At 72.6% G+C, this 25579-nt stretch carries 24 protein-coding genes; 10 read left to right on the forward strand and 14 right to left on the reverse strand.

Translation table 11 applies throughout. The features are described from left to right. Positions 1-38: 38 nt before the first annotated feature. A complete protein-coding gene (locus F1721_RS31960) occupies positions 39-272 on the reverse strand; it encodes a hypothetical protein (protein ID WP_246155432.1) in 234 nt (77 codons plus the stop codon). 321 nt (positions 273-593) lie between these two features. On the opposite strand from F1721_RS31960, the gene F1721_RS31965 reads away from it, so the two are divergent. From F1721_RS31965 to F1721_RS31975, 3 genes are read left to right on the forward strand one after another with little or no spacing between them, the layout of a single operon-like run. Then, positions 594-806 (forward strand): hypothetical protein, encoded by a 213-nt coding sequence (locus F1721_RS31965; protein ID WP_170301671.1) that lies wholly within the window; start codon positions 594-596, stop codon positions 804-806. After that, the gene (locus F1721_RS31970) at positions 803-1342 is read left to right on the forward strand and encodes a DUF6879 family protein (RefSeq protein ID WP_150070565.1); all 540 of its coding nucleotides are present in this window, start codon (positions 803-805) and stop codon (positions 1340-1342) included. The genes F1721_RS31965 and F1721_RS31970 overlap by 4 nt, the downstream gene beginning before the upstream one ends. After that, positions 1339-2184, forward strand: coding sequence for a helix-turn-helix domain-containing protein (locus F1721_RS31975; RefSeq protein WP_150070566.1), 846 nt, complete (start codon positions 1339-1341; stop codon positions 2182-2184). The genes F1721_RS31970 and F1721_RS31975 overlap by 4 nt, the downstream gene beginning before the upstream one ends. Before the next feature lie 5 nt (positions 2185-2189). Here the strand turns inward: F1721_RS31975 and F1721_RS31980 are convergent, their stop codons facing one another. Next, entirely contained in the window at positions 2190-3356 is a 1167-nt protein-coding gene (locus tag F1721_RS31980; RefSeq protein WP_150070567.1) for an MFS transporter, read from the reverse strand. An 89-nt stretch (positions 3357-3445) separates the two neighbouring features. Between F1721_RS31980 and F1721_RS31985 the strand changes: the two genes are divergently transcribed. Continuing rightward, complete coding sequence (locus tag F1721_RS31985; RefSeq protein ID WP_150070568.1) at positions 3446-3817, forward strand: MerR family transcriptional regulator; 372 nt, start codon at positions 3446-3448, stop codon at positions 3815-3817. A gap of 3 nt (positions 3818-3820) precedes the next feature. Here F1721_RS31985 and F1721_RS31990 read toward each other — a convergent pair whose 3' ends face one another. The 6 genes from F1721_RS31990 to F1721_RS32015 all read right to left on the reverse strand — a co-directional run bounded on the left by F1721_RS31990 (position 3821) and on the right by F1721_RS32015 (position 10222). Next, positions 3821-4555, reverse strand: a complete 735-nt coding sequence (locus F1721_RS31990) for a class I SAM-dependent methyltransferase (RefSeq protein WP_150070569.1) — start codon at positions 4553-4555, stop codon at positions 3821-3823. 51 nt (positions 4556-4606) lie between these two features. Beyond that, positions 4607-5323, reverse strand: a complete 717-nt coding sequence (locus F1721_RS31995) for a flavodoxin family protein (RefSeq protein ID WP_150070570.1) — start codon at positions 5321-5323, stop codon at positions 4607-4609. A gap of 51 nt (positions 5324-5374) precedes the next feature. Then, positions 5375-6979 carry a flavin-containing monooxygenase gene (locus F1721_RS32000; protein WP_150070571.1) on the reverse strand — a complete coding sequence of 535 codons (1605 nt, stop codon included), beginning with the start codon at positions 6977-6979 and terminating at the stop codon, positions 5375-5377. Positions 6980-7383: 404 nt separating this feature from the next. Next, a complete protein-coding gene (locus F1721_RS32005; protein ID WP_150070572.1) occupies positions 7384-8229 on the reverse strand; it encodes an ABC transporter permease in 846 nt (281 codons plus the stop codon). Then, the gene (locus tag F1721_RS32010; protein ID WP_150070573.1) at positions 8226-9188 is read right to left on the reverse strand and encodes an ABC transporter ATP-binding protein; all 963 of its coding nucleotides are present in this window, start codon (positions 9186-9188) and stop codon (positions 8226-8228) included. Before F1721_RS32010 ends, F1721_RS32005 begins: the two co-directional genes overlap by 4 nt. Beyond that, entirely contained in the window at positions 9185-10222 is a 1038-nt protein-coding gene (locus F1721_RS32015) for a LolA family protein (protein ID WP_150070574.1), read from the reverse strand. Before F1721_RS32015 ends, F1721_RS32010 begins: the two co-directional genes overlap by 4 nt. A 137-nt stretch (positions 10223-10359) precedes the next feature. Between F1721_RS32015 and F1721_RS32020 the strand changes: the two genes are divergently transcribed. The 4 genes from F1721_RS32020 to fahA all read left to right on the forward strand — a co-directional run bounded on the left by F1721_RS32020 (position 10360) and on the right by fahA (position 14201). Then, complete coding sequence (locus F1721_RS32020) at positions 10360-10884, forward strand: MarR family winged helix-turn-helix transcriptional regulator (RefSeq protein WP_150070575.1); 525 nt, start codon at positions 10360-10362, stop codon at positions 10882-10884. A 97-nt stretch (positions 10885-10981) separates the two neighbouring features. Then, the gene (locus F1721_RS32025) at positions 10982-12181 is read left to right on the forward strand and encodes a homogentisate 1,2-dioxygenase (RefSeq protein ID WP_150070576.1); all 1200 of its coding nucleotides are present in this window, start codon (positions 10982-10984) and stop codon (positions 12179-12181) included. Beyond that, the gene (locus tag F1721_RS32030) at positions 12178-13038 is read left to right on the forward strand and encodes a hypothetical protein (RefSeq protein WP_246155433.1); all 861 of its coding nucleotides are present in this window, start codon (positions 12178-12180) and stop codon (positions 13036-13038) included. The genes F1721_RS32025 and F1721_RS32030 overlap by 4 nt, the downstream gene beginning before the upstream one ends. Then, on the forward strand, positions 13035-14201 hold the full coding sequence (gene fahA, locus F1721_RS32035; protein ID WP_150070577.1) for a fumarylacetoacetase: 1167 nt from the start codon (positions 13035-13037) through the stop codon (positions 14199-14201). Before F1721_RS32030 ends, fahA begins: the two co-directional genes overlap by 4 nt. Positions 14202-14211: 10 nt before the next feature. On the opposite strand, the gene F1721_RS32040 is transcribed toward fahA, so the two are convergent. Then, positions 14212-15390 carry a cytochrome P450 gene (locus F1721_RS32040; RefSeq protein WP_150070578.1) on the reverse strand — a complete coding sequence of 393 codons (1179 nt, stop codon included), beginning with the start codon at positions 15388-15390 and terminating at the stop codon, positions 14212-14214. 205 nt (positions 15391-15595) lie between these two features. Between F1721_RS32040 and F1721_RS32045 the strand changes: the two genes are divergently transcribed. Both F1721_RS32045 and F1721_RS32050 read left to right on the forward strand, forming a co-directional pair. Continuing rightward, complete coding sequence (locus F1721_RS32045) at positions 15596-16999, forward strand: serine/threonine-protein kinase (protein ID WP_150070579.1); 1404 nt, start codon at positions 15596-15598, stop codon at positions 16997-16999. Between the two features lie 85 nt (positions 17000-17084). Further along, a complete protein-coding gene (locus F1721_RS32050; RefSeq protein ID WP_150070580.1) occupies positions 17085-18662 on the forward strand; it encodes a FadD3 family acyl-CoA ligase in 1578 nt (525 codons plus the stop codon). Between the two features lie 113 nt (positions 18663-18775). Here F1721_RS32050 and F1721_RS32055 read toward each other — a convergent pair whose 3' ends face one another. The 5 genes from F1721_RS32055 to F1721_RS32075 all read right to left on the reverse strand — a co-directional run bounded on the left by F1721_RS32055 (position 18776) and on the right by F1721_RS32075 (position 25487). Beyond that, positions 18776-21319 (reverse strand): polynucleotide kinase-phosphatase, encoded by a 2544-nt coding sequence (locus tag F1721_RS32055; protein WP_150070581.1) that lies wholly within the window; start codon positions 21317-21319, stop codon positions 18776-18778. Next, entirely contained in the window at positions 21319-22719 is a 1401-nt protein-coding gene (locus F1721_RS32060; RefSeq protein WP_150070582.1) for a 3' terminal RNA ribose 2'-O-methyltransferase Hen1, read from the reverse strand. Before F1721_RS32060 ends, F1721_RS32055 begins: the two co-directional genes overlap by 1 nt. A gap of 119 nt (positions 22720-22838) precedes the next feature. Beyond that, positions 22839-23492 (reverse strand): response regulator, encoded by a 654-nt coding sequence (locus tag F1721_RS32065; protein ID WP_150070583.1) that lies wholly within the window; start codon positions 23490-23492, stop codon positions 22839-22841. Beyond that, on the reverse strand, positions 23489-24592 hold the full coding sequence (locus F1721_RS32070; RefSeq protein WP_150070584.1) for a sensor histidine kinase: 1104 nt from the start codon (positions 24590-24592) through the stop codon (positions 23489-23491). The genes F1721_RS32065 and F1721_RS32070 overlap by 4 nt, the downstream gene beginning before the upstream one ends. Before the next feature lie 127 nt (positions 24593-24719). After that, positions 24720-25487 (reverse strand): enoyl-CoA hydratase/isomerase family protein, encoded by a 768-nt coding sequence (locus tag F1721_RS32075; RefSeq protein ID WP_150070585.1) that lies wholly within the window; start codon positions 25485-25487, stop codon positions 24720-24722. Positions 25488-25579 lie beyond the last annotated feature (92 nt).

The following is a 25579-nucleotide window of genomic DNA, read 5'->3' on the forward strand; positions in this document are numbered from 1 at the left end:
TCGGGGTTCAGCACCGGGCCGGAGGTTCGTGGTCCGCGTCAGGGCGCGGTCCGCCGGTTCTTCAGGAACTCGTTGCACCGCATGCAGGTCGGCGCGGTGCGCCAGTCCATCTCGCTGGGCACGGCCATCGCCACCTCGGTGCCGCACGCGGCGACGTCGGACGGCTGGCCCTCCCAGCGGCGGCCGTGGAAGGCGTGCCGCTCGAAGACGCCCGTTTCCGGGTGCGGGGCGGGCAACCAGTAGTGCCGCTCGGTCTGCTGCAGCCCGATCACGCCGCCGCTCCTCGGGAAGCCGGGGCCGGGCGAGAGGCGGGCGGGAGGGGGATCGTGCCCATCGGGAACCGGCTGATGTTCACGTGCTCGCCCGCCTCTCGGTCTCCTGTCGCCCCCGGTTGCCATCGAGTATGGGAAGCTGCGCGGGCGCATTTCAAGCAATTCGCGCAATCATTCCGGAATTCCCACCGAACGGCCGAGTGGATCACGGCGAACGCGCGTCACCCGGATCGGCTGTCCGAGTTGCGGTGCGCTCCGACCCTTGACCGAATGCACGTATTGCACGGACGATGCAGGAATCTTCCGAAAGAGGAGGACCAGGTGAAGTTGACCTTCCGGGGAACGACGTCCCACGCCGGTACCTGCCCCACGCTCTACAGCACCGACCAGGGCACTTACGTCGTTCAGGGCTACAAGGTCACCGATCCGGAGGCGCTGGCCGCGTTGCGAGAGCGGGGCCTGCCCGACCACGAGACGGCGGTGGAGGTACCGGCCGCCTTGCTCGACGTCTTCGTGCCGAAGGCGGCACCGTGAGTTCCTGGGTGTTACCGGGCGCGGAGTTCGAGGAGCTCCTGCGCTCGTTCCGGCACCGGGCGTGGCGGTGGGAGTGCCAGGGCACCTACCGCCAACCGGCCGAGGCCGAACCCTGGCGGCGCTGGCGGGCCGGTGAACCGGACGACCTGACCTGGCTGCGGCCCTGGCTGGACCAGGTGGCCGCGGCGACCCGGGCGGGGCGGTTGGTCGCCCGGGTCCGCGTCTTCCAGGAGCCGCCGACCGAGTACCAGCTGTGGCAGCTCGACGTCGGCCGGGCCAACGTCGCGGCGGGCGAGGACGTGCGGGTGCTCACCGAGTCGCGGGCGCGGGCGCTGGGCCTGCCCGCGCACGACTTCTGGCTCTTCGACGAGGCGCGGGTGGCGCTGATGCACTTCGAGGACCAGCAGTTCGCTGGCACCGAGATCATCGCCAGCCCGGGGGAGGTGACCAGGTACCGGAACTGGTGGGGCACCGCGTGCGAGCACGCGGTGCCGTTGCTCGCCTACCGGCACGATCTGATCGGGAGGCGCCGGTGAGTGACTTCGACACCCGCCGCCTGGCGTTCGGCGACGCGCTGCGGCGGTTGCGCGTGGAAGCGGGGTTGTCCGGCAAGCAGTTCGCGCAGCGGGCCGGGTGGACCCCGTCGAAGGTCTCGCGGATGGAGACCGCGAACCAGTCGGTCGCCGATTCCGACGTGGTGGTCTACTGCCGGTTGACCGGGGCCGGCGACGAGGTCGAGGCCGAGCTGCGGCAGGAGCTGCGCGAGATCCGGCTGGAGGCGGCGAGCTGGAAGCGCCAGCTGCGCACCGGCAACAGCGCCCGGCAGGAGTACGGCAAGCAGCTCGAGCAGGACGCGGAGCGGATCCGGCTGTTCGAGATCGCGATGGTGCCCGGCCTGGTGCAGACCGCCGAGTACGCCCGGCACATGTTCGAAGCCGTCGCGGTGCTGCACCAGAACCGGCTGGACGTCGCAGAGTCGGTCGAGCGGCGGATGGCCCGGCAGGAGGTCCTCTACCGGCCGCGCACCGAGGTGCAGATCGTGTGCTCGGAAGCTGGTTTGCGGCACCCGATCGCCCCTCCGCAGGTCATGGTGGGGCAGCTCGACCGGCTGCTGGCGCTGGCGGGAATGTCGACGCTGCGCCTGGCGGTGCTGCCGATGGACGTGCGGCTGAGCGCGGTGCCGCAGCACGGTTTCGTCATCATCGACGACATGGCCCTGGTGGAAACGGTCAACACGGAGATGACCGTCACCGACGCCGACGACCTGGACCGCTTCCACCGGCTCTTCGACGTGCTGCTGGAGGCCTCGCTCGAAGGTCCCGACGCCCGCGCAGTGCTGCAACGGCTGATCGAGCGGTACAGCGCGCTCGAGGACTGAAGGCATCAGAACGCGCTCCGCCGAGCGGTCATCCCGAACGCCGCGGCGGCGAGGGCCGCTGCGAGCCAGGGGAGCGGTGCCGCGTCCCCGGCGAGGTCGAGGGCCGCGCCGCCGAGGTACGCGCCCGCCGCGATGGCCACGTTCCAGACGGTGATCGTCAGCGACTGCGCCAGGTCGGCATCGCGCCCCGCGACCCGCGCCGCTGCGGCGGGGAACATCGTTGGGGCACCGCCGAAAGCCACGCCCCACACGGCCACCGCGAGCAGCAGCGCCACCGGCCACGCCGCGGCACCGCCGATCACCGCGGCCGCGACGGCGACCAGCGACGTCGAGCAGCGGACCAGCAGCCGCAACCGGCGGTCGACGAACGAGCCGACGATCCACAGCCCCAGCACGGAGGCGATCCCGAAGACCAGCAGCGCGGTGCTGAGCAGCTCGACCCGCCCGGCGGCGGCGAGCACCGGACCGATGTAGGTGTAGAGCACGTTGTGCCCCAGAGCCAGCGCGAACGTGGTGATCAGCACGATGCGGAACCCCGGTGTGGCCAGGACTTCCCCGGCGCCGGTGCGCTGTTGCGCCGACTGGCCGCGCAGCGGCGGGACCTGCCAGAGCACCCAGCCGACCAGGGCGACGGCGATCAGCGCCATCGCGCCGAAGGCGTAGCGCCAGCCGAGCAGCTCGCCCAGCAGCGTCCCGGCCGGAACTCCGACGGCGAAGCCGATCGGGGTGCCCGCCATCGCGATCGCCAGCGCCCGCCCGGCCCGCTCGGCGGGCACGATCCGCATGGCGTACCCGGCGATCATCGCCCACATCACGCCGGACACCGCCCCGGCCAGCACGCGGGCCAGCAGCGTCAGCGGGTACCACGGCGAGACCGCGGTGACGGCGTTGACCACCGCGAACCCGGCGATCAGCCCGAGCAGCAGGGCGCGGCGCGGCAGCCGCCGGGTCAGCGCGGTCAGCGGGACCGAGGTCGCGGCGGTGCTGATCGCGTAGACCGCGACCAGCTGACCGGCCTGCGACTCCGACACCCGCAGGTCGGTGCTCATCGGCAGCAGCACCCCGGCGGGCAGGGTTTCGGTGAGGCAGCCGAGCAGCACCACCGTGGCGAAGGCCAGCAGCGCACCTAGCGGCAGCCGCGCGGTGCGCTGCGATCCGAGATCCGTTGTCATGCGCCCAACCCTGCGGACCTCACACCGGTGTGAGGGCAAGCGCGGGCCGCGTGATCTGGCGCACGCGGACCGGTCGGGATAATGGCGGCATGCGGATCGGTGAACTCGCCGAGCGGACCGGGGTGTCCGTCCGGCTGCTGCGCTACTACGAGGAGCAGGACCTGATCCGGCCGGCGCGGGACGAGCTCGGGCACCGCAGCTACGGGGACGGGTCGGTGGACCGGGTGCACAAGATCCGCGGCCTGCTGGACTCCGGGATCCCCACCCGGATCATCCGCGACATCCTGCCCTGCCTGGACCAGCCCGGCGCCATCCACATGCGCGTGGTGGCCCCGGAGATGCTGGCCAACCTGGAGCGGGAGCGGGCGAAGATCCAGCAGCGGATCGAGTCGCTGACCGCCCACCTCTCGGCCATCGACGACTACCTGACCAAGGCCCGGCCCAACCTCCGCCGGTCGTGACGGTCAGGCCGGGCGCTGGGCGCTGATCCAGAGCACCGGACCGGTCCGGCGGGTGTGCACCGTCCGCATCCCGGCGGCGTCCAGCTGCTCGGCGAGGTCGTCGGCGTCGAAGAAGGCCAGCCCGGTGCGGTCGCCGGAGAGCCGCGAGACCACGTGCAGCAGCCCGTCGTGCGGCGTCGGGACCATCACGGCCAGCCAGCCACTGGGGACCAGCGCGCGGCACGCCGCGGCCAGCACGTCCTCCGGCGCCGGGATCAGCTGCAGCGCGGCGAGGCTGGTGACCAGGTCGAAGGTGCCGTCCGGGAACGGCAGCTCGCGCGCGTCGGCGCGGATGAAGCCGACGTTGTCGGAGGTCTGGGTGCGCGCCGCGCGGGCCAGCATGGGGCCGGAGACGTCCAGGCCGACGGCGAGCCCGGCCGGGCCGACCTGGCGGCCCAGCACCGCGGTGAAGTTGCCCGGACCGCAGCCGATGTCGAGCACCCGGCCGCCGACCGGCGGGCGGGCCCGCGGGGGCAGCCGGTACCAGCCCGGGGCCACCCGGCGGGCGATCGACTGCGCGTGGTCGTAGAGGGTCGAGCCGAACCCGGTCTCCCAGAACGACTGGATCGGCCCGGACGGCGCCTCAGGCCGACCGCCGAGCAGGTCCAGGTAGCCGCGCTCGAGGTCCGGGTGTTCCGGCGCGGCCGTCAGCAGCGGCAGCACCCGGGTGAACACCGGGGGCGTCGGTCGCTCGGTCATGCGCACCTCCTCCCGGCCAACCCTAGGCAGCCGCCGACCCGGGTGCCAGGGTCAGCGGTGCTCCGGGTTGTCGAAGTGCGGGCGGCAGCCCGCGTCCCACTCGGTGCGCTGGTTGCCGTGCGCGGGCACGCCACCGGCCCGGTCGAGCATCGCGGCGAGGTGCATCAGGTTGTAGGTCATGAACGTGGTGTTGCGGTTGGTGAAGTCGTTGTCCGGCCCGCCCGATCCGGGGTCCAAGTAGGACGGTCCCGGGCCGATCGAGCCGATCCAGCCCGCGTCGGCCTGCGGCGGGATGGTGAAGCCCAGGTGCTGCAGGCTGTAGAGCAGGTTCATCGCGCAGTGCTTGACGCCGTCCTCGTTGCCGGTGATCAGGCAGCCGCCGACCCGGCCGTAGTAGGCGTACTGGCCGGAGGAGTTGAGCAGCGACGAGCAGCCGTAGAGCCGTTCCACCACGCGCTTGGTCACCGAGCTGTTGTCGCCCAGCCAGATCGGCCCGGCCAGCACCAGGATGTTGGCCGCCAGCACGCGCTCGTAGAGCTGCGGCCACTCGTCGGTCGCCCACCCGTGCTCGGTCATGTCCGGCCACACCCCGGTGGCGATGTCGTGGTCGATCGCCCGGATGTGGTCCACCTCGACACCGCTGCGCCGCATGATCCCGGCGCTGAGCTCGACGAGCCCCTCGGTGTTGCTGCGCTCGGGTGACCGCTTGAGCGTGCAGTTGATGAACAGCGCGCGCAGGTTGTCGAACACCGGTTCGGTCAAAGTCATCGCCCCCCTCGGTGGCGAGTGCAACACCGGGGGCGGGGCCGGGCAACCGGATCAGCCGGTGGTCAGGCGGAATCCGCGGTAGCCGTCGGCGGCCACGCCGTCGCAGATCTCCCGGTAGGTGCCCACCCCGCCGATGTAGGGCATGAAGACCCGGGGCTTGCCCGGCACGTTGGCACCCGTGTACCACGACGCGGCGCGCGGGTAGAGCGTCGCGGCGGCCACCTCGTCGACGTGCTCACCCCACTCGCGCTGGGCCTCCGCGTCGGCTTCGCTGCGCCGGACGCCGTGCTCGCGCAGGTGCACCAGGTGCGCGCCGATCCACTCCACGTGCTGCTCGATGGACACGATCATGTTGCTGAGCACCGAGGGGCTGCCCGGTCCGGTGATGGTGAACAGGTTCGGGAAACCCACGCAGGCCAGGCCGAGGTAGGTCCGGGGCCCGGCGGCCCACTCGTCGGCGAGCCGCCGCCCGCCGGTGCCGCGGATGTCGATGCGGTTCAGCGGCCCGGTCATCGCGTCGTAGCCGGTGGCGAACACGATGGCGTCGAGCTCGAACTCCCGGTCGCCGGCGCGCAACCCGGCCGGGGTGATCGCCGCGATGGGGTGCTTGCGGAGGTCGACCAGCGACACGTTCGGCCGGTTGTAGGTGGCGTAGTAGTCGGTGTCCACGCAGATCCGCTTGGTGCCGATCGGGTGATCTCGGGGGCACAGCAGCTCGGCGGTCTCCGGATCCCGCACGGTGGCACGGATCTTCTCGCGCACGAACTCCGCGGACAGCTCGTTGGCGGCCAGGTCGCGCAGCGTGTCCGGGTAGGCCGCGCAGAACGTCGTCCCGCCGATGCGCCACCGCCGCTCCAGCTCGGCCCGCAGCTCCTCGCGGGGCACGTCCACGGCGTTCACCTCGAGCCGTTCGCAGAGAATCCCGCTCGGCGACATCCGCGCCTCGGCGCGCAGCCTCGCGTAGTCGGCCTTGACCCGGCGCTGCTCCTGGTCGCTGAGCGGGTGGTTGTGCGCGGGGACGCTGAACTGGGCGGCGCGCTGGAAGACGGTGAGGTGGTCGGCCTGCTCGGCGATGACCGGGATGGCCTGGATCCCGGAGGACCCGGTGCCGATGACGCCGACCCGCTTGCCGGTGAAGTCGACCTCCTCGTGCGGCCAGCGGCCGGTGTGGAAGGCCTCGCCCCGGAAGGTGTCGATGCCCGGGAAGTCGGGGGTGCTGGTGGCCGACAGGCAGCCGACGGCGGTGATCAGGAACCGTGCGGTCAGCTCGGCGTCGTCGGTGCGCACCGCCCAGCGGTCGTGCGCCTCGTCGTAGCTCGCCGCGCGCACCTCCGTCCGGAAGGAGATGTCGCGGCGCAGGTCGAAGCGCTCGGCGACGTGGCGGGCGTAGCGCAGCAGCTCCGGTTGCGACGGGTAGCGCTCGGTCCACCGCCACTCCTGCTGCAGCTCCTCGGAGAACGAGTAGCAGTAGTAGAGGCTTTCGATGTCGCAGCGCGCGCCGGGATACCGGTTCCAGTACCAGGTGCCGCCGACGTCCCCGCCCCGCTCGAACGCGCGCACCCGGAATCCCGCGTCGCGCAACGTCTTGAGCATGTACATCCCGGCGAACCCGGCGCCGATGACCACGGCGTCGTACTGCGGGCGGTCCTCGTCCATCCGGTCGCACTCCTCTGCCTCGGCGGTGCTCTCGCCGTGCTCGGCCCGGGTGAGGCGGTCGAACGCTCAGCCGAGCATGCACGGCGTGGCGAGGCATTCTCAAGCCCCCGACCGGCGGTGCCCCGAAGAACTCCCTTGCCCGGTCGGGCGGAACCGGGCAAGGTATCGGTCGCACGGAACGGGCGGGACGCGATCCCGGCCGGGTGCGGCCTGGCGGGACAACGGGGTCTTGCCAGGCGTCGGGGAACGGGTCGAGCGCCGCAGCGCCCGACCCAGCGAGCGGAAGGTTTCACGTGCGCCTACACCGGCTGCGCTCGACGAGGACATCGTGGCAGCAACCGAGCACGACCCGTCTCCTGCTGAGAGCAGCATGGATGGAGCTCTGCGCAGTGCTGCGCTGAACTTCAGGCGTCCTTGGTGACCATGCGGACCACGGTCGCGGACACCCCGATGACCAGGTAGCAGCCCGCGCGCAGCAAGCCGGTCGTCATCTCGTCCCAGCCGATCGGATCGCGCAGCACGCCCAGCACCGCCGACCAGTCGGTGGTGATCAGGACCGGCTGCAACCAGTCCAGCGCCTGGATGGTGCCCAGCACGCCGAAGGTGATCAGCGCGCCCATCGTGGCGACCACGACCACCAGCGGGTGCTCGGTCAGCGCGGAGAGCGCCAGCGCGATCGCACCGACGGCGGCCATCTGCACCGCCGACCAGGCGACCGCCAGCGCCACCCGGCCCAGCGCGGAACCGAACGGCACCGTCGAGCCCGACAAGGTCACCAGATCACCACCGCCGACGACGACCAGCCCGGTGAGCACCCCGCTGAGCGCCACGACGGACACGGCGAGCACGGCCATCACCAGCACGCCGAACGCCTTGACGCCGACCAGGCGCACCCGGCCGACCGGGGCCAGCAGCAGGCCGCGCAGCGTGCCGTGCGCCGATTCGCCCGCCAGGGCATCGGCGGCGACCATCGCCACGACCAGCGGCAGCAGCAGCGACTGGGCGAGCACCAGGGCCGCCACCGGCAGCACCAGCCCGTTGCCCGCCACCGCCGCCAGGACCGACGGCCCGCCCCGGCCACCACCGGGGCCGCTGGTGAGCGCGATCGCGGTGCCCAGCAGCACCGGCAGCGCGGCCAGCATCAGCAGGGCGAGCAGGTTGCGCGGGCGGCGCAGCACCCACCGCACCTCGGCCAGCAGCTGCCGGACCAGGGGAGCAGACGTCCGCACCGGCAGGTCGATCGCGGTCACAGGTCTTCCTCCGTCAGTCGCGCGAAGAGGTCCTCCAGCCCGGTCCGGGACCGGCGCGCCTCGCGCACCGGCACCCCGGCGTGCACGAGCAGCGCGATCACCTCGTCGGATTCCGCTCCGGACAGCTCCACCCGGATCAAGCCGCTCTCCTCGCGGGCCTGCAGCCCCTTGTCGCGCAGCGCGCGCACCGCGCCTTCGGTGTCCGAAGTGGACACCAGCAGGTGCGGCGCACCGGCTTCCAGCATGCCCGCCAGCTCGCCCTGCGCCACCAGCGAACCGCGGTGCAGGACCGCGACGTGGGTGCAGGTCGCCTCGATCTCGGACAGCAGGTGGGAGGAGACCAGCACCGTGGTGCCCGAGGCGTGCAGCTCGGCGATGATCCGGCGGATCTCCCGGGTGCCCGCCGGGTCCAGCCCGTTGGTCGGCTCGTCGAGCACCACCAGGTCGCGCGGCACCAGCAGCGCCGCCGCCAGCCCGAGCCGCTGCTTCATGCCCAGCGAGTACCCCCGGTACCGGCGGCCCGCTGCGGCGCTCAACCCGACCCGCTCCAACGCCTGCTCGACGACCTCGCGGATCTCCGGACCGCGCAGGGCCGGTTCCATCGCCGCGCAGCGCAGCAGGTTCTCCCGGCCGGACAGGAACGGGTGGAACCCCGGTCCCTCGACCAGCGCGCCGACCCGGGGCAGCACGCGGCCCGCGTGCTCGGGCAGCTGGTGGCCGAGCAGCTCCACGGTCCCCGAGCTCGGCGCGGTGAGCCCGAGCAGCATCCGGATCGTGGTGGTCTTGCCCGACCCGTTGGGGCCGAGCACGCCGACCACGCCGCCCCGCGGCACGGCGAGGTCGACCCCGGCCACCGCGACGGTCCGCCCGTAGGTCTTGCGGAGCCCGGTGGTGCGGGCGGCGAGGTCGCCGCCCGCGATCGCGGACGACGACCTCGCCGTGCCAACCGCGCTGGTCATCGCACCTCGCCGAGCGCAGCGGTGAGCACCTGCTCGGGCACGGCGCCGACCGCGACCCGGCCGTCCTCGGTCAGCAGGGCGTTGCCCGCCGCGGTGCCGAGGACCCAGCCGCTGCCCCACGGGCCGCTGATCGGCTTGCCGGTCCGCTCCGCGACCTGGCGCAGCTCGGGGTTCGCCGGGAACTCGGCGACCAGCACCGAGTCCCAGCCGTCGCCGACGACCTGGTGCTCGGGAACCGCGTGCTCGCCGGGCTGCGGCGCGTGCTGGTCGGGCCGCGGTGCGCGCTGCTCGCCGTCCTCGACCTTCGCGCCCGCAGGGGGAGAGAACTGGAACAGGCCGGGGTCCGGCGCCGTCATGTCCACGCTGGTGAAGCCGATCTTCAGCGCCGGGTCGGCGGAGCCGTTGGTGAGCACCGAGAGCTCCAGCGGAACGCGCTTCTCGGCGTCGACCGCGACCCGCACCTGGCGCAGCAGCGTGCGCTCGGTCGGCTTCGGGGTCAGGACGAGTTCGTAGGCGTCGCGGCCCGCGACGCTGGCCGTGCCGTCCACCGAGACCTCGCTGGTCTTGCGGAGCTCGCCGATGATGCCGCGCGCGGCGGCGGCCGGGTCGGCGGGAGCGTCGTGCCCGGCGCGCTCCGGGTGTTCGGTGCGGGTCGCGGTCTGCTCGCCGGAGTCCCACTTCCAGGCGGTCCGGCCGTCGTCGACCACGGTCAGCTCGCCGCTGTGCGAGGGCACCGACACGCGGTGGCGGCCCTGGCCGTCGGCCCACACCTGGAACCGGCTGGTCCCGTCGGCGAGCAGCTGCGTGGCCTCGCCGCCGGGCAGGGCGGGCAGGCCGAGGGCGTTGTCCACCGACACCGTGCCGGTGAGCGCCGGTGGCTCGGCGCGCATCACCGACTCCACGAGCTGTTCCGGTGCCACCGGCGGCAGCGCCGGGGCCGCGCCGGCGCCGGCGGGCAGCGCCAGCGCGGTCAGGCCCAGCACCCCGGCCGCGGTTCCGGCGGTCGCGGCGAGCACCACATTTCTGCGCTTCATCGAGTCCTCCTGTCGAGTCCTGCGCCCAGCGTGACCGATGTGCGCTGAGATAACGCTGAGACGCTGAGAGCGGCCTCAGCTGGTACCCCGGAACACCGCCTGAGATAGTCAAAGCATTTACTTTCTCGGGAGGTGCGATGGCGGCGGACGAGCTGGACTTCTGGTCCTTCGTGGAGCTGGCCAACGACCGGTTGGCCGCGGAGCACGGGTTCCGGCACCAGCTGGCCACCGAGGTGCTGCTGGCCCTCAACCGGGCGTCCAACATCGTGACCTACGACCTGGAGGCGGCGGTGCACCGCCCGCGCGGCCGCTCCTGGTCGGGCTTCCGGCTGCTGTTCGTCACCTGGCTGGCCGGGCCGCTGGAGGCGAAGAAGGCCGCCGAGCTGACCGGGATGAGCCGAGCCGCGGTCTCGAACCTGACCAAGACCCTGGTGGCCGACGGGCTGCTGGACCGCGCGCCGGGCGAGCACGACGGCCGCTCGGTCCTGCTGTCGCTGACCGAGCGCGGGCAGCGGGAGATGGTCGAGGTGTTCCGGGCGCAGAACGAGCGCGAGCACGAGTGGACCAGCGTGCTCACCGAGGCCGAGCAGCGCATCCTGGTCATGCTGCTGAACAAGCTGATCACCAACCGCGACCAGTTCGACATCCGCGGTCGCAACTGACGGTGCCGAGGCTGTTGCGGTGCGTGGATGTGGTTAATACATTGACCAGTCGCGCCGGGGAGCCGAAGCCCCAGGCCGCTGCGAGGAGGCGAGGTCGATGGCGTACTACCGGCAGGTCGGCGAGGTTCCGCCGAAACGGCACACCCAGCACCGCAGGCCCGACGGAGGTCTGTACTACGAGGAGCTGATGGGGGAGGAGGGCTTCTCCAGCGACTCCTCGCTGCTCTACCACCGCAACCTCCCCTCGGCGCTGGTCGACTCCACCGTCTGGGAACTGCCGGACCTGGAGACCGAGCCCAACCACCCGCTGCGCCCGCGGCACCTGAAGCTGCACGACCTGTTCGGCGGGCAGGAGTGGAAGCGCCACGACGTGGTCACCGGTCGCAGGCTGGTCCTGGGCAACGCCGACGTGCGGATCTCCTACGTCGTCGCGGGCGAGACCTCCCCGCTGTACCGCAACGCGATCGGCGACGAGTGCGTCTACGTCGAATCCGGCGAGGGCGTGGTCGAGACCGTGTTCGGGGCGCTGCCGTTCCGGCAGGGCGATTACGTGCTCCTGCCGCGCTCGACCACGCACCGCTGGGTGCCGCGGGGCGCGGATCCGGTGCGCGCGTACTGCATCGAGGCCAACTCGCACATCACCCCACCGCGTCGCTACCTGTCGAAGTTCGGCCAGCTGCTGGAGCACTCGCCCTACTGCGAGCGCGACCTGCACGGTCCCGCCGAACCGCTGCTGGCCGAGGGCACCGACGTGGAGGTGCTGGTCAAGCACCGGGGCAGCCGCGGCATCGTGGGCACCCGGTTCGTCTACCCGGAGCACCCGTTCGACGTGGTCGGCTGGGACGGCTGCCTGTACCCGCACACCTTCAACGTCGCCGACTTCGAACCGATCACCGGCCGGGTGCACCAGCCGCCGCCGGTGCACCAGGTCTTCGAGGGCCAGAACTTCGTGGTGTGCAACTTCGTGCCGCGCAAGGTGGACTACCACCCGCTGTCCATCCCGGTGCCCTACTACCACTCCAACGTGGACTCCGACGAGGTGATGTTCTACTGCGGCGGGGACTACGAGGCGCGCAAGGGCTCCGGCATCGGCCAGGGCTCGATCTCGCTGCACCCCGGCGGGCACTCGCACGGCCCGCAGCCCGGCGCCTACGAGCGCAGCATCGGCGTGGAGTTCTTCGACGAGCTCGCGGTCATGGTCGACACCTTCCGCCCGCTGGAGCTGGGCGAGGGCGGCCGGGCCGCCGAGGACCCGGGCTACGCCTGGACCTGGGCGGGGCGGGGGCCGCGGGGGTGAGCATCCCGAACTTCGCCAAGGGCCTGTGCGACGACGCGGCGGTCTTCCCGCCCGGCCTCTCCCCGCTGCCCGACGCCGTGGCCGCGCACCTGCGGCACACCGCATCTCCGTACGCCGAGCTGGTCGGACCGCTGGTGCTCGCCGCACCAGCGCTGACGGAGCTGCCCGGGCTGGTCGAGCCCGGGAATCAGCTCGACCTCGCCATCGCCGCCCCGAAAGGCCCGGCACAGCTCCCGGCCGCGCTCAACGCGGTGAAGTCCCTGCCGGTCCGGCTGCGCGCGCTGGAAGTCGCGGTCCCCGACTGGCAAACACCCGCGGAGTTCTTCGACGCGCTCGACGCGGTGGACGTGGACGAGGACGTGGCGGTGTTCGTGGAAGTGCCCCGCGACGAGCGCCGCCCGGAGATCATCGGCACCTGTGCTGCTACCCGCCACCGGGCGAAGTTCCGCACCGGCGGCGTGAAGGCCGAGCTGTACCCCGACGACGCGGAGCTGGCCGCCGCGATCCGCGCGGTGGTCGATGCCGGGGTCCCGTTCAAAGCCACCGCGGGCCTGCACCACGCGGTCCGCAACACCGATCCCGCAACGGGTTTCGAGCAGCACGGCTACCTGAACCTGCTGCTGGCCACCGACGCCGCGGTGGACTTCGCCGACGAGCGGGAGATCGCCGCGGTGCTGGCCGAGCGGGACGCGCGCGAGGTCGCCGAGCGGGTCGCGAACCTGGACCGGGTGCGGGTCGCGGCGGCGCGCGACCGCTTCCTGTCCTTCGGCACCTGCAGCATCGCCGAACCCCTGACCGAACTGGTCGACCTCGGCCTGGTCCCGGCCGAGGTGCTCAGCGGAGGAGGACCCGAGTGATCGACATCCCGGACGGCTCGCTGTTCGGTCTCGCCAACCTGCCCTACGGCGTCTTCTCCACCCCCGGGGCCGGGCCGCGCGTCGGCGTCCGGGTGGGCGATTCCGTCGTGGACCTGGCAGCGGCGCTGGGCGACGAGGTGTTCGCGCAGCCGACGCTGAACGCCTTCATGGCCCAGGGGCACGACCGCTGGGTGCAGGTGCGGCAGCAGATCACCGAGCTGGTCGCGGGCGAGGTGCCGGACGGCGCGGTGCACCCGGTGGCCGAGGTGCGCACGCACCTGCCGATCGAGGTCGCCGACTACGTCGACTTCTACGCCTCCGAGCACCACGCGACCAACCTCGGTCGGCTGTTCCGCCCGGACTCCGAACCGCTGATGCCGAACTGGAAGCACCTCCCGGTCGGCTACCACGGGCGTGGTGGAACGGTTGTGGTGTCGGGGACGGACATCGTCCGCCCCCGCGGGCAGCGCAAGGCGCCGGGCGAGGACGCCCCGACGTTCGGCCCGTGCCGCCGCCTGGACATCGAGGCCGAGCTCGGGTTCGTCGTCGGCACCGGCTCCGAGCTGGGCACCGCGGTGCCGACGGGGGAGTTCGCCACCCGGGTGTTCGGCGCGGTGCTGGTCAACGACTGGTCGGCCCGCGACATCCAGGCCTGGGAGTACGTGCCGCTGGGCCCGTTCCTCGGCAAGAGCTTCGCCACCTCGATCTCGCCGTGGGTGGTCCCGCTGCTCGCTCTGGAGCAGGCGCGCGTGGCAACCCCGGCGCAGGTCCCCGAACCGCTGCCGTACCTGAAGGAACCACAGCCGTGGGGACTGGACATCGACCTCTCGGTGTCCTGGAACGGCCACGAGGTCTCCCGCCCGCCGTACCGCGAGATGTACTGGTCCCCGGCGCAGATGCTCGCGCACATGACGGTCAACGGCGCCACCACGCGCACCGGCGACCTCTACGCCTCGGGCACCATCTCCGGTCCGGACAAGCACCAGCGCGGCGCGTTCATCGAACTCACCTGGGGCGGCAGGGAACCCGTGCGCCTCGGCGACCAGGAGCGCACGTTCCTCGAAGACGGCGACGAGGTCACCATCACCGCCACCGCACCCGGCGCCGACGGCAGCCGCATCGGCTTCGGCGAGGTGACCGGCCGGATCCTCCCCGCGCCCTGAGGCGCGCCGCCTACTGGAGCTCGACGACCATGCCGCGGAGCTCGTAGCCGCCGATCGCCTCGTTCATCGAGACCCGCGGCGGCGTTCGCATCGCGACCCCGGGCAGGGCGAACAGCTTGGAGAGGAAGACGTCGGTCTCCAGGATCGCGACGTGGGCGCCCGGGCACTTGTGCGCTCCGTCGCCGAAGGACATCCCCGGCGCGGTGGCGTCGGTGAGCGGGCGGGCCGGGCACACCGCCAGCGGGTCCTCGCCGACCGCGCGCCGGTCGGTGTTGGTCGCGCTGACCTGGACGTCGATCACCTCACCGGCCGGGACGGTGACGGTCTCGCCGTCCTCGCCGGGCAGCTCGACCGGCGCGGTGGCCCGCCGCTTGAGGTGCCCGACCACGGGCTCCAGCCGCAGCAGCTCGTGCAGGATCGCGATCCGCTCGGTCTCCTCTGCGGCGCGGTAGCGCTCGCGCAGCGCGTCGTCGGTGAACAGGTGCCAAGCCGACAGGTTGATGAACTCCCGCGTGGTGATCATGCCCGCGGCGGCGAAGGTGATGCACTCGCCGAGGATCTCGGCCGACGTGCAGCCCTCGTCGAGCAGGTGCGAGATCAGGTCGTCGCGGCGCTGCGCGCGCCGCGCGCGCACGGCCGGGCGCACGTCGTTGAAGAAGATGCTCGACCAGTTCCGGGCCTGCCGCCACACCCAGTACAGCCCGTTGATGCTGGTGAAGCCCGGTTCGCCGAACTCCTCCGGGAAGAACCGCTCCAGCCGCTGCGCCAGACCGGGGCGGCTCTCGGTCAGCCCGATCACCGCGCACGCCACGTCGATGGAGAGGTTGAAGCTCAGCTCCGACAGCTGCGCGTGACCGGTGTGGCGCAGCTTGGCCAGCTGCTCGTCGGAGACCCGCTCCATGATGCCCCGGTAGGCCTCGTCCACCCGGCGCGGCGTGAAGTACTTGGCGGTCTGCCGCCGGTGCTCGCGGTGCTCGGGGCCGTCCCGGTAGAGGACCGGGCGCCGGATCTTGCCCGGCATCTTCTCCACGGTCTCCACCCCGAGCCCGGCCTGGACGGTGTCGGTGCTGCGCAGCGCGGCGCGCGCGGCGGCGTGGCCCCGGACCAGCCAGACCCCGTCGGCGCCCCGGCTGACCGGGCACCCGCCCAGCTCCTCACCGCGATCGATCTTGCGTGCGTCGGTCGACATCGGGGGACCGGTCCTTTCCGCATCCGGACGCCAAAGCATGATCCACTTCTTCTAGCAGGCCGGGCGCGGCGGGTGAACCGGGTGCGGGGGTTTCGTAGTGGAATGTTCACCGGCGGTGTCGGTGCGCGGTGGCGATCGGGGCGTGCCGCGTGCCGTGCGTCACCCAATAGGATGACCCGAACGTCGGTTTGAGGAGTTGCGCACCGTGAAGTGGCAGTTCGGCCCCTACCGCGTGGAGGGTTTGATCGCGCGCGGCGGCATGGGTGAGATCCTGCGCGCCTACGACACCCGCCACGACCGGGTCGTCGCGCTGAAGCTCCTCGCCGCGAACCTCGCCGCCGACGAGGAGTTCCGCGACCGCTTCAAGCGGGAGGCGCACGCGGCCGGTCGGCTGCGGGAGCCGCACGTCATCCCGATCCACGCCTACGGCGAGATCGACGGTCGGCTCTACCTGGACATGCGGCTGGTCGAGGGCAGCGACGTCGGTTCGCTGCTGGCGGCGAACGGCCCGATGCGCCCGGCCGACGCGGTGGTCGTCCTGGAGCAGATCGCGCAGGCGCTGGACGCCGCGCACGCGGAAGGCCTGGTGCACCGCGACGTCAAGCCGTCCAACATCCTGGTCGGCGACAACGGCTTCGCCTACCTGGTCGACTTCGGCATCGCCGCTTCGCTGCGGGCCTCGGGGAACCTGACCTCCACCGGCTACGCCGTGGGCACCCTCGCCTACATGGCCCCGGAGCGCTTCGAGGACGGCCCGGTGGACCACCGGGTGGACGTGTACTCGCTGGCCTGCGTGCTCTACCAGTGCCTGACCGGTGCGAAGCCCTTCGTCGGCGAGACGGCCGCCTCGCTGATCAACGCCCACCTCAACCACCCGCCGCCGCTGCCCACGGCCACCCGCGGTGACATCCCGCGGGAGTTCGACCACATCATCGCCCGCGGCATGGCGAAGAACCCGGCCGACCGCTACGCCAGCGCCGGTGAGCTGGCGCGGGCCGCCCGCCAGGCGCTGACCAGCGTGACCGCCGTCCCGGGCGCGTTCGCGCCGGTGACCGCCGCGCCGTCGCGGCGGGCCCGCTGGCCGTACGCGGCCGCGGGCGCGGGAGTGCTCGCCGTGGTCGCGGGGGTGGTGGCCTTCGCGACCACCATGCGCACCGAGCCGGGGCAGGCCATCCCGATCGACCCGCCGACCTCGCTGAACGAGCCGGCCGACCCGGCGTCCGAGCCGGCCTCGTCGGAGCAGCCGGTGTCCGAGGAGGTCGAGCCGGGCGGGGACCCGGAGACGGCACCGGCCCAACCGGTGCAGACCAAGTGGTGCCAGGAGCTCAGCTACCAGGGGCGGGAGCGCGGCACCGGGTGCTTCGAGGCGATCGGCGACCACCTGTTCGCGCACGACACCGACAAGGACGGCATGTGGATCAAGGCGGTCGCCGAGACCGACTACGGCCGGGTGGTCGAGTGCAAGGACCTCAACTCCAAGGGCGACCCGGTGGACTGCAACTTCGACCTGCGGGAGAAGGGCCGGGTGCACTTCAAGGTCGAGCTCTGGGACGCCGGGGTCAAGATCAGCGAGACGCCCTGGTCCGACTTCGTGCCGATCGGCCAGTAGGCCGTTCCGGGTAATCGTCTGCCGCGGCTGGCCAAGCAAGCGCTCGGGAGGTTAGCTTACCAAGCACTCGCTTGGAGGTGGTCGCGTGTCAGGGAGCGAGCCGCTCACCATCCCCGCCGCGGTCGGCGTTGCCGCGCAACGCTTCCCGGACTCCGACGCGCTGCTGGACGGGCCGGTGCGGATCAGCTTCGCCCAGCTGCTGGAGCGGGTGCGGACCGTGGCGCGCGCCCTCATCGCCGAAGGCATCCGGCCCGGCGACCGGGTCGCGCTGTGCTCGCCGAACACCCACCACTGGGTGCTGGCCGCGCTCGGCGCGCTCTACGCGGGCGCGACCCTGGTGCCGGTCAACACGAGGTTCACCGGGGCGGAGAACCTCGACGTGATCCGGCGGTCGCGGGCCCGGGCGCTGGTCATCGCCGGGGAGTTCCTGGGTGTCGACCGGCTCGCTCAGCTGAACGCCGCCAACGGCGGGCCGCTCGACCAGCTGCGCACCACCATCCGCATCCCGGTCGAAGGCGAGCTGGAACCGGTGGCGGGCACCCGCCGCTGGAGCGACCTGGACGACCTGGCGGCCGCGGTCCCCGAGTCGCAGGCCGACGCGGTGGCGGCCGCGGTGGCGCCCGACGACGTCAGCGACATCCTGTTCACCTCCGGCACGACCGGGCGCAGCAAGGGCGCGATGAGCGCGCACCGCCAAGCGCTCGGGGTCGCCCGGGCCTGGGCCGAGCACGGCGAGCTGACCACCGCCGACCGCTACCTGGTGATCAACCCGTTCTTCCACAGCTTCGGCTACAAGGCCGGGATCCTGGCCTGCCTGCTGCGCGGCGCCGCCGTGCTGCCGCAACCGACCTTCGACGTCGCCGAAGTGCTCCGGCGCGTCGAGGAAGACCGGGTCACGGTGCTGCCCGGTCCGCCCACCATCTACCAGTCGATGCTCGACCACCCCGACCGCGCGCACCGCGACCTGTCCGGCCTGCGGCTGGCGGTCACCGGCGCGGCCACCGTCCCGGTGGTCCTGGTCGAGCGGATGCAGCGGGAGCTGAGCTTCGACACCGTGCTCACCGCCTACGGGCTCACCGAGGCGGTGGTGGCGACGATGTGCCTGCCGGAGGACGACGACGAAACGGTGGCCCGCACCTGCGGGCGCGCCGCGGCCGGGTTCGAGGTCCGGATCGCCGGTCCGGACGGCACCCCGAAACCCGCGGGGGAGGCGGGGGAGGTCCAGGTGCGCGGACCCAACGTCATGCTGGGCTACCTCGACGACGAGGCCGCGACCGAGCAGGCCATCGGCCCCGACGGCTGGTTGCGCACCGGCGACGTCGGAACCCTCGACGAGCGCGGTTACCTGACCATCACCGACCGGCTCAAGGACATGTACATCTGCGGCGGTTTCAACGTCTACCCGGCCGAGGTCGAGCAGGTGCTGGCCCGGTTGGACGGTGTCGTGGAGGTGGCCGTGGTGGGCGTGCCCGACGAACGCCTCGGCGAGGTCGGCAAGGCGTTCGTGGTCGGCAGCTCGGAGCTGTCCGCCGAGGACGTCCTGGCGCACTGCCGGGACCGCTTGGCGAACTACAAGCGGCCCCGGCAGGTCGAGTTCCGCACCGATCTGCCGCGCAACCCGTCCGGGAAGATCCTCAAGCGCCTGCTGCGCGACCTGCGGTGAGCAGCTACAGATCCGGTCTTCGTGGACATACATCAGGCTGGGCACCCACAGCCAGGCGGGCGCTGAGGTTCCGCTAAGCACCACCTACGCAAGATGAGCCCGGAAGCAGATTTTTACAGCCGCGGGTCCACCGGCTCGGATTCCAGGGCCAGCACGGCGAAGACGCACTCGTGCACCCGCCAGAGCGGCTCACCGCGGGCCAGCCGGTCCAGCGCTTCCAGGCCGAGGGCGTACTCGCGGTTCGCCAAGCCGCGCTTGCGACCCAGGCCCCGCTGGCGCAGCCGGTCGAGGTTGTCCGGCTCGGTGTAGTCGGGGCCGTAGATGATCCGCAGGTACTCGCGTCCGCGCACCTTCACGCCCGGCTGCACGAGACCGCGCTGACCCCTGGTGAGGTTGGCGGCGGGCTTGACGACCATGCCTTCGCCGCCGCCCCCGGTCAGCTCCTCCCACCAGGCGACGCCAGCGGCGGTGGAGGCCGGGTCGGTGGTGTCCACCGCGAACCGGCGGGTGGTGGCGAACAGCTCCGGGTCGGCCCGCACGAGCCGGTCCGCGAGCGCGAGGTGCCACTCGTGCGCGCGGTCGTGGTAGGTCCGGCCCTCGGTCGCCAGCAGCTGGAACGGCGCCAGCCGGACACCGCGCAAGCCCTCGGTGGGCCAGCAGTACCGGCGGTAGGCGTCCCGGTAGGCACCGGCGTTGCCCGCTCGTGCGCTGGTCCTCGCCAGCACCTCGGACACGTCGACGCCGCGTTCGGCCGCCGCGGTCAACGCCTCCAGCGCTGGTGGGAGCACCGCTTCCGCAGCCGCTCCGACCGAGGCGTACTGCTCGGTGATCAGCGCCCCCGCCTTCGCGCTCCACGGCATCAGCTCGGCGTCCAGCAGCAGCCAGTCGCTGTCCAGCTCGTCCCACAACCCGGCCGACGTCGCCGCCGCGCGGACCCCGGCGAGCAGTTCCGCCTCCTGCTCGGGCGCGAAGAACGGCCGCCCGGTCCGGGTGTGCACCGCCCCGGGGCCCTCGATGCCGAACCGGCCCGCCGAGTCCTCGCGGCGGACGAGGACGACCGCGCGGGAACCCATGTGCTTCTCCTCGCACAGCACGTCCTGCACCCCGGCCGCGCGGTAGCCGGAGAACGCCTCCTCCGGGTGCTCCAGCACGTCGGGCCGCTTCGAGGTGGCGACCGGGGCCATCGTCGGCGGCAGGTAGACCAGCCACCTCGGGTCGATCGCGAACCGGCTCATCACCTCCAGCGCCGCGGCCGCGCGCTCGGGCTGGACCGCGATCCGCCCGTGGTGCCGGGTCTCCACGCTCCGCCGCCCGGCGACGTCGTCGAGGTTGAGCACGTCCGGCTCGCGGCGGGCGGCGGGCTCCGGGAGCTCGCCGGGCGGCAGGAACGGCCGCGACGGCTCGTACCAGACGCGCTGCGCGGGCACCGACACCACCTCGCGCTCCGGGTAGCGCAGCGCGGTCAGCTTGCCGCCGAACACGCAGCCGGTGTCCAGGCACATCGTGCGGTTGATCCACTCGACCTCGGGGGTCGGCGTGTGGCCGTAGAGCACCATCGCCGAGCCCCGGTAGTCCTCGGCCCACGGGTAGCGCACCGGCAGGCCGAACTCGTCGGTCTCACCGGTGGTCTCGCCGTACAGCGCGAAGCTGCGCACGGTGCCCGACGCCCGGCGGTGGTAGCGCTCGGGCAGCCCGGCGTGGGCGACCACGAGCTTGCCGCCGTCGAGCACGTAGTGCGCGACCAGCCCGCCGCAGAACTCCTCGACCTGCTTGCGGAAGTCCTCCGGCTCGGCCGACAGCTGCGCCAGGGACTCGGCGAGGCCGTGCGCGATCGTGACCTTGCGCCCGCGCAGCGCGCGGGCCAGCTTGTCGTCGTGGTTGCCGCACACCACCAAGGCGTCACCGGCGGCGACCATGCCCATGACCAGCCGCAGCACGCCGGGGGTGTCCGGCCCGCGGTCCACCAGGTCGCCGACGAACACCGCGCGCCGACCCGCCGGGTGGTGCGCGCCGATCGCCCGCCGCTCGGCGTCGCGCTCGATGTCGTAGCCCAGCTCGCCAAGCAGGTCCTCCAGCTCGGCCCGGCAGCCGTGCACGTCGCCGATCACGTCGAACGGCCCGGTCTCGGCGCGCTTGTCGTTGAGCAGCGGCTCCACCTCGATGCTGGCCGCCTCGACGTCCTCGACGCTGCGCAGCACGTGCACCCGCCGGAATCCCTCGCGCTGCAAGGACTTCAGCGAACTTCGCAGCTCGGCCCGGTGCTTGCGCACGACGCCCGGCCCGAAGTTCCGGTCCGGACGTTCGGCGTTGCGCGCCCGGCACACCGACTCGGGCAGGTCGAGCACGATCGCCACCGGCAGCACGTGGTGCTTCCTGGCCAGCTCGACCAACGTGGACCGCGCGCTGCGCTGCACGTTCGTCGCGTCGATCACGGTCATCCGACCGGCGGCCAGCCGCTTGCCCGCGATGTGGTGCAGCGCGTCGAAGGCGGCCGCGCTGGCCGACTGGTCGTTCTCGTCGTCGGCGACCAGACCGCGGAAGAAGTCGCTGGAGAGCACCTGGGTCGGCGCGAAGTGGGTGCGGGCGAACGTCGACTTGCCCGAACCGGAGGCACCGATCAGCACCACCAGGGACATGTCCGGGATGGACAGTCGCATCAGGACACCTCCGCCCTGGTGAGCACGGCCAGCTGGGTCGGCGGGCCGACCTGCGGGTCCACCGGGCCGACGGGCAGGTGCTCGACGGCGTAGCCGTGCCGCTCGGCGACGCCGCCGGTCCACTCCCGGAACTGCGCCCGGGTCCACTCGAACCGGTGGTCGGGGTGCCGGAACCGCCCGGCGGGCAGGCCTTCGAATCGCACGTTGTACTCCACGTTCGGGGTGGTCACCACGACGGTTCCCGGCCGGGCGGCGGCGAACACCGCGTGCTCCAGCGCGGGCAGCCGGGTCGGGTCGACGTGTTCGACGACTTCCATCAGCACCGCGGCGTCGTAACCGGCGAGCTCGGCGTCGACGTAGGTCAGCGCGGACTGGCGCAGCACGAGCCGGTCGCGCTGGCGCTCCGGCAACCGCTGGAAACGGCGCTCGGCCAGCTCCAGGGCCCGCGTCGAAACGTCCACACCGACGATCTCGGTGAACGAGGGCTCCTTCACCAGATCCGCCAGCAGCGCCCCGCCACCGCAGCCCAGGTCCAGCACGCGGCGCGCACCGCTGGCCTTGAGCACCGCGAGCACGCTCCCGCGCCGCTGCACCGCCAGCGGCACGTCGGCTTCGGGAGCTTCCGCGACCACCGGTTCGGCCAGCGCGTTGTCCAGTTCGGTCTCGGGATCGCCGGACTCGGCCAGCTGCGCCAGCGCGGAGCGGACGTAGGACTTGCGGTGCGCGAGGTAGCGGTTGCTGATCAGCTCCCGCTCCGGGTGCTCGGCCAACCAGCCGTCCCCGGCGCGCAGCAGCTTGTCCACCTCGTCACCGCTGACCCAGTAGTGCTTCGCGTTGTCCAGCACCGGGATCAGCACGTACAGGTGCTTGAGCGCGTCGGACACCCGGAGGTTCCCGGACAGCCGCAGGTCCACGTACCGCGAGTCGCCCGCGCCCGGCAGCTGCGGATCCAGCGGGACCGGCACCGCCTCGACCTGCCAGCCCAGCGGCTCGAACAGCCGCGCCGCCAGATCGGTCCCGCCGCGGCAGGGCAGCGCGGGAATCCTGATCCGCAGCGGGATCGGGGTCGCGGCCAGCTCCGGCCGGGCGTCGCAGCGCCCGTTCAGCGCCGTCCGGAACACCGACCCCAACGCCACCGCGAGCAGCGACCCGGCTGCGTAGGGCCGGTCGTTGACGTACTGGCCGAGCGCGAAGGAGTCGTTGTGCTTGCCGCGCACCAGACCGACCGGGTCGACGTCCAGCAGCAGCGCGGCGGTGCACTCGTCCGGCCCGGCGGTCGGGTAGAAGACGTGCGCGGTGCCGCCCGCCACCGGGAACGCCTGCGCCTTGTCCGGATGCTTGTGCAGCAGGAAGCCCAGGTCGGTCGCCGGTCGGTGCGTGGTGGTGACGGTGACGAACACATCGGGATTCTGGCATTCGAGACCGCCGCGCCGCAGCCGTTTTCCGACGGAACCAATCCCCGCCCGCCCCCCTTCGATGTCCACAGTGGATTGTCGAGGGCCGGGGAGGACGGTCCGGCTCAGTCGGCCAGCCCGGACTGGTAGGCGAACACGACCAGCTGGGCCCGGTCGCGCGCGCCCAGCTTGACCATCGCCCGGCTCACGTGGGTGCGGGCGGTGGCCGGGCTGACCACCAGCCGCTCGGCGATCTCCTCGTTGTTGAGCCCTTCGGCGACCAGGCCCAGCACCTCCCGCTCGCGCTCGGTCAGCGTGTGCAGCTGCGGGTGCGGGCGGCGCGCCCGCGGCTGCATCGAGACGAACTCGCGGACCAGCTGGCGCGTGGCCGACGGGGCGAGCAGCGCATCGCCACCGGCGACCAGGCGGATCGCGCGCAGCAGGTCGACCGGTTTGGTGTCCTTGAGCAGGAAGCCGCTGGCCCCGGCGCGCAGCGCGCTGAAGACGTACTCGTCGATCTCGAAGGTGGTCAGCACGATCACCCGGGTCGCGGCCAGGTCGGGATCGGCGGAGATGCGCCGGGTGGCCTCCAGCCCGTCGACCCCGGCCATCCGCACGTCCATCAGCACCACGTCCGGCCGGTGCTCGCGCGCCGCGGCCACCGCGGCCAGCCCGTCGGCGGCCTCCCCGGCGCAGGTCAGGTCGTCCTCGCTGTCGATGAGGGTGCGCAGTCCGATGCGCACCAGGTCCTGGTCGTCGACGATCAGCACGGAGATCACGGGGTTCCTCCGGTGGGCAGGCGGGCGTGGACGGTGAACCTGCGGTCGGCGGTGGGCCCGGCCTCGAACTCGCCGCCCAGCGACGCGACCCGCTGCCGCATGCCGGGCAGGCCGAGCCCGCCACCGCCGCCGGTCGAGCCGGACAGCGGGTTGGCCACGGTGAGCACCACGGCGTCCGCGGCGTACTCGACGGTCACCTCGGCGCGCTTGTCGCCGCTGTGGCGCAGCACGTTGGTCAGCGACTCCTGCAGGATCCGGTAGCTGGTCAGGTCGACCACCGGCGGCAGCTGCCGCGCCTCGCCGACGGTGCTCAGCTCCACCGACACACCGGCCTCGCGCATCCGCTGCAGCAGGTCGTCGAGCCGGGCCAGGCCCGGTGCCTGCGCGCTGGACCGGCGCACCACCGCCAGCGTCGCGCGCAGCTCGTCGAGCGCATCGCTGCTGGTCCGGCTGATCGCCTCCAGAGCCACCTCCGCCTGCTCGGGCTTCTTCGCCAGCACGTGCAGCGCGACGTCGGCCTGCATCTTGATCGCCGCCAGCCCGTGCCCGACGACGTCGTGCACCTCCTGCGCGATGCGCAGCCGCTCGTCGTCCAGGCGCTGCCGCAGCTGCTCGGCCCGGTCCCGCGCCACCGCCTCGCGCTGCACCCGCACGACGCTGCCCACGGCGAACGGCACCGCGACCCACGCCGAACCGGGGATCACCCCGAGCAGCCCCGGCAGCCCGGAGCTGGTGGTGAACACGTGCACCAGCAGCACCGCGAGCACGCCCAGCGCGACCGGCACCGAGGTGGCCAGCGGCCGGTGCCGGGCCAGCGAGTAGACCGCGACGAGCAGCGACAGCAGGATCGGGCCGTATGTGTAGCCCAGCACCAGGTAGGCGGAGGTCAGCAGCGCGACCGCCCCGGCGGTGATCTCGGGCTGCCAGCGCCGCAGCACCAGGCTCAAGCCCGCGGCGGCCACCAGGGCGAGCCCGAGTGCGTCCAACGGCCGGAGCGCGGTCTCCGACCACCGGTTCGCGATGGTGGTGCCGACCAGCCCGACGAGGGTGATCGCGACGGCGAGGGCCGCGTCCGAGCTCCACGATCGCAACGTCGACATGCGGTGGATTCTCGCCGACCCGGTCCCGGAGGGAGTCGGCTCGGAAGCGGACATCCGCCTACTCCCCTCGACGTAGCCGCCGGTCCGCGGTCAATGTACCTCCGGGCGGACCGGTCCGATGTGGACTTCAGCGGTTTCCGTAGGGGAACTCCGGCGAGCGGCGCTCCAAGAAGGCAGCGACGCCCTCGGCGCTCTCGCCGGTCTCGGCCGACGTCCGCTGCCACTGCTCGGCCCGCTCGCCCAGGGGCAGCCCGCGGTGCGCGAGGTCGACGAGCTCCTTGGAAGCGCGAACCGTGAGCTGGGAGCGCGAGGCGATGGTCGCCGCCAGCTCGCTCACGCGCGCCCGCGGGTCGTCGACCACCTCGTCCACCAGGCGCATCCGCAGCGCGTGCGCGGCGTCGAAGAAGTCCGCCGAGAACAGCAGCAGCTTCGCCGCCGAGGGCCCGACCAGCTCGGTGAGGCGGGCGACGCTGGACGGCGGGTAGACGATGCCGAGCTTGGCCGGGGTGATGCCGAACGTCGCCGAAGCCGCCGACACCCGGATGTCGCAGGCCGCGGCCAGCTGGCAGCCGCCGCCGATGCACAGCCCGTTGATCAGCGCGATCGTGGGCAGCGGGAAGTCGACCAGGGCGCGCTCGGCGGCCACGGTCGGGTTCTCCTCGGCGCCCTCGATCGCGTGCAGCTCCGAGATGTCCGCTCCGGCGCAGAACGTGCCACCGGCGCCGGTCAGCACGACGACGCGCGCCGCGGGGTCCTCGGCGACCGCGCCAAGCAGCTCGGGGACCTGCCGCCACATGCTCGCGGTCATCGCGTTGCGCCGGTCCGGGTGGTCGATGGTGATCCACGCGGTGTGCCCGACGACGTCCAGGTCCAGCCTGCCCTTGGCGCTGCTCATCGACTAGTCGCTCCGTTGCTCCCTGGGCACGCGCGGTGCCGCCCGGTCCGATCCGATCTCATCCTGGCCGAGCACCCCGCCCGGGAACGAGG

It is taken from the genome of Saccharopolyspora hirsuta (genome assembly GCF_008630535.1).
Taxonomy (GTDB): domain Bacteria; phylum Actinomycetota; class Actinomycetes; order Mycobacteriales; family Pseudonocardiaceae; genus Saccharopolyspora; species Saccharopolyspora hirsuta.

Bases quoted from the DNA above. Each gene is read 5' to 3' on its own strand.
- F1721_RS31980 (WP_150070567.1), bottom strand. From the start codon at position 3,356: ATGACAACGGATCTCGGATCGCAGCGCACCGCGCGGCTGCCGCTAGGT.
- F1721_RS31985 (WP_150070568.1), top strand. From the start codon at position 3,446: ATGCGGATCGGTGAACTCGCCGAGCGGACCGGGGTGTCCGTCCGGCTG.
- F1721_RS31990 (WP_150070569.1), bottom strand. From the start codon at position 4,555: ATGACCGAGCGACCGACGCCCCCGGTGTTCACCCGGGTGCTGCCGCTG.
- F1721_RS31995 (WP_150070570.1), bottom strand. From the start codon at position 5,323: ATGACTTTGACCGAACCGGTGTTCGACAACCTGCGCGCGCTGTTCATC.
- F1721_RS32000 (WP_150070571.1), bottom strand. From the start codon at position 6,979: ATGGACGAGGACCGCCCGCAGTACGACGCCGTGGTCATCGGCGCCGGG.
- F1721_RS32010 (WP_150070573.1), bottom strand. From the start codon at position 9,188: ATGACCAGCGCGGTTGGCACGGCGAGGTCGTCGTCCGCGATCGCGGGC.
- F1721_RS32015 (WP_150070574.1), bottom strand. From the start codon at position 10,222: ATGAAGCGCAGAAATGTGGTGCTCGCCGCGACCGCCGGAACCGCGGCC.
- F1721_RS32020 (WP_150070575.1), top strand. From the start codon at position 10,360: ATGGCGGCGGACGAGCTGGACTTCTGGTCCTTCGTGGAGCTGGCCAAC.
- F1721_RS32025 (WP_150070576.1), top strand. From the start codon at position 10,982: ATGGCGTACTACCGGCAGGTCGGCGAGGTTCCGCCGAAACGGCACACC.
- F1721_RS32040 (WP_150070578.1), bottom strand. From the start codon at position 15,390: ATGTCGACCGACGCACGCAAGATCGATCGCGGTGAGGAGCTGGGCGGG.
- F1721_RS32055 (WP_150070581.1), bottom strand. From the start codon at position 21,319: ATGCGACTGTCCATCCCGGACATGTCCCTGGTGGTGCTGATCGGTGCC.
- F1721_RS32070 (WP_150070584.1), bottom strand. From the start codon at position 24,592: ATGTCGACGTTGCGATCGTGGAGCTCGGACGCGGCCCTCGCCGTCGCG.
- F1721_RS32075 (WP_150070585.1), bottom strand. From the start codon at position 25,487: ATGAGCAGCGCCAAGGGCAGGCTGGACCTGGACGTCGTCGGGCACACC.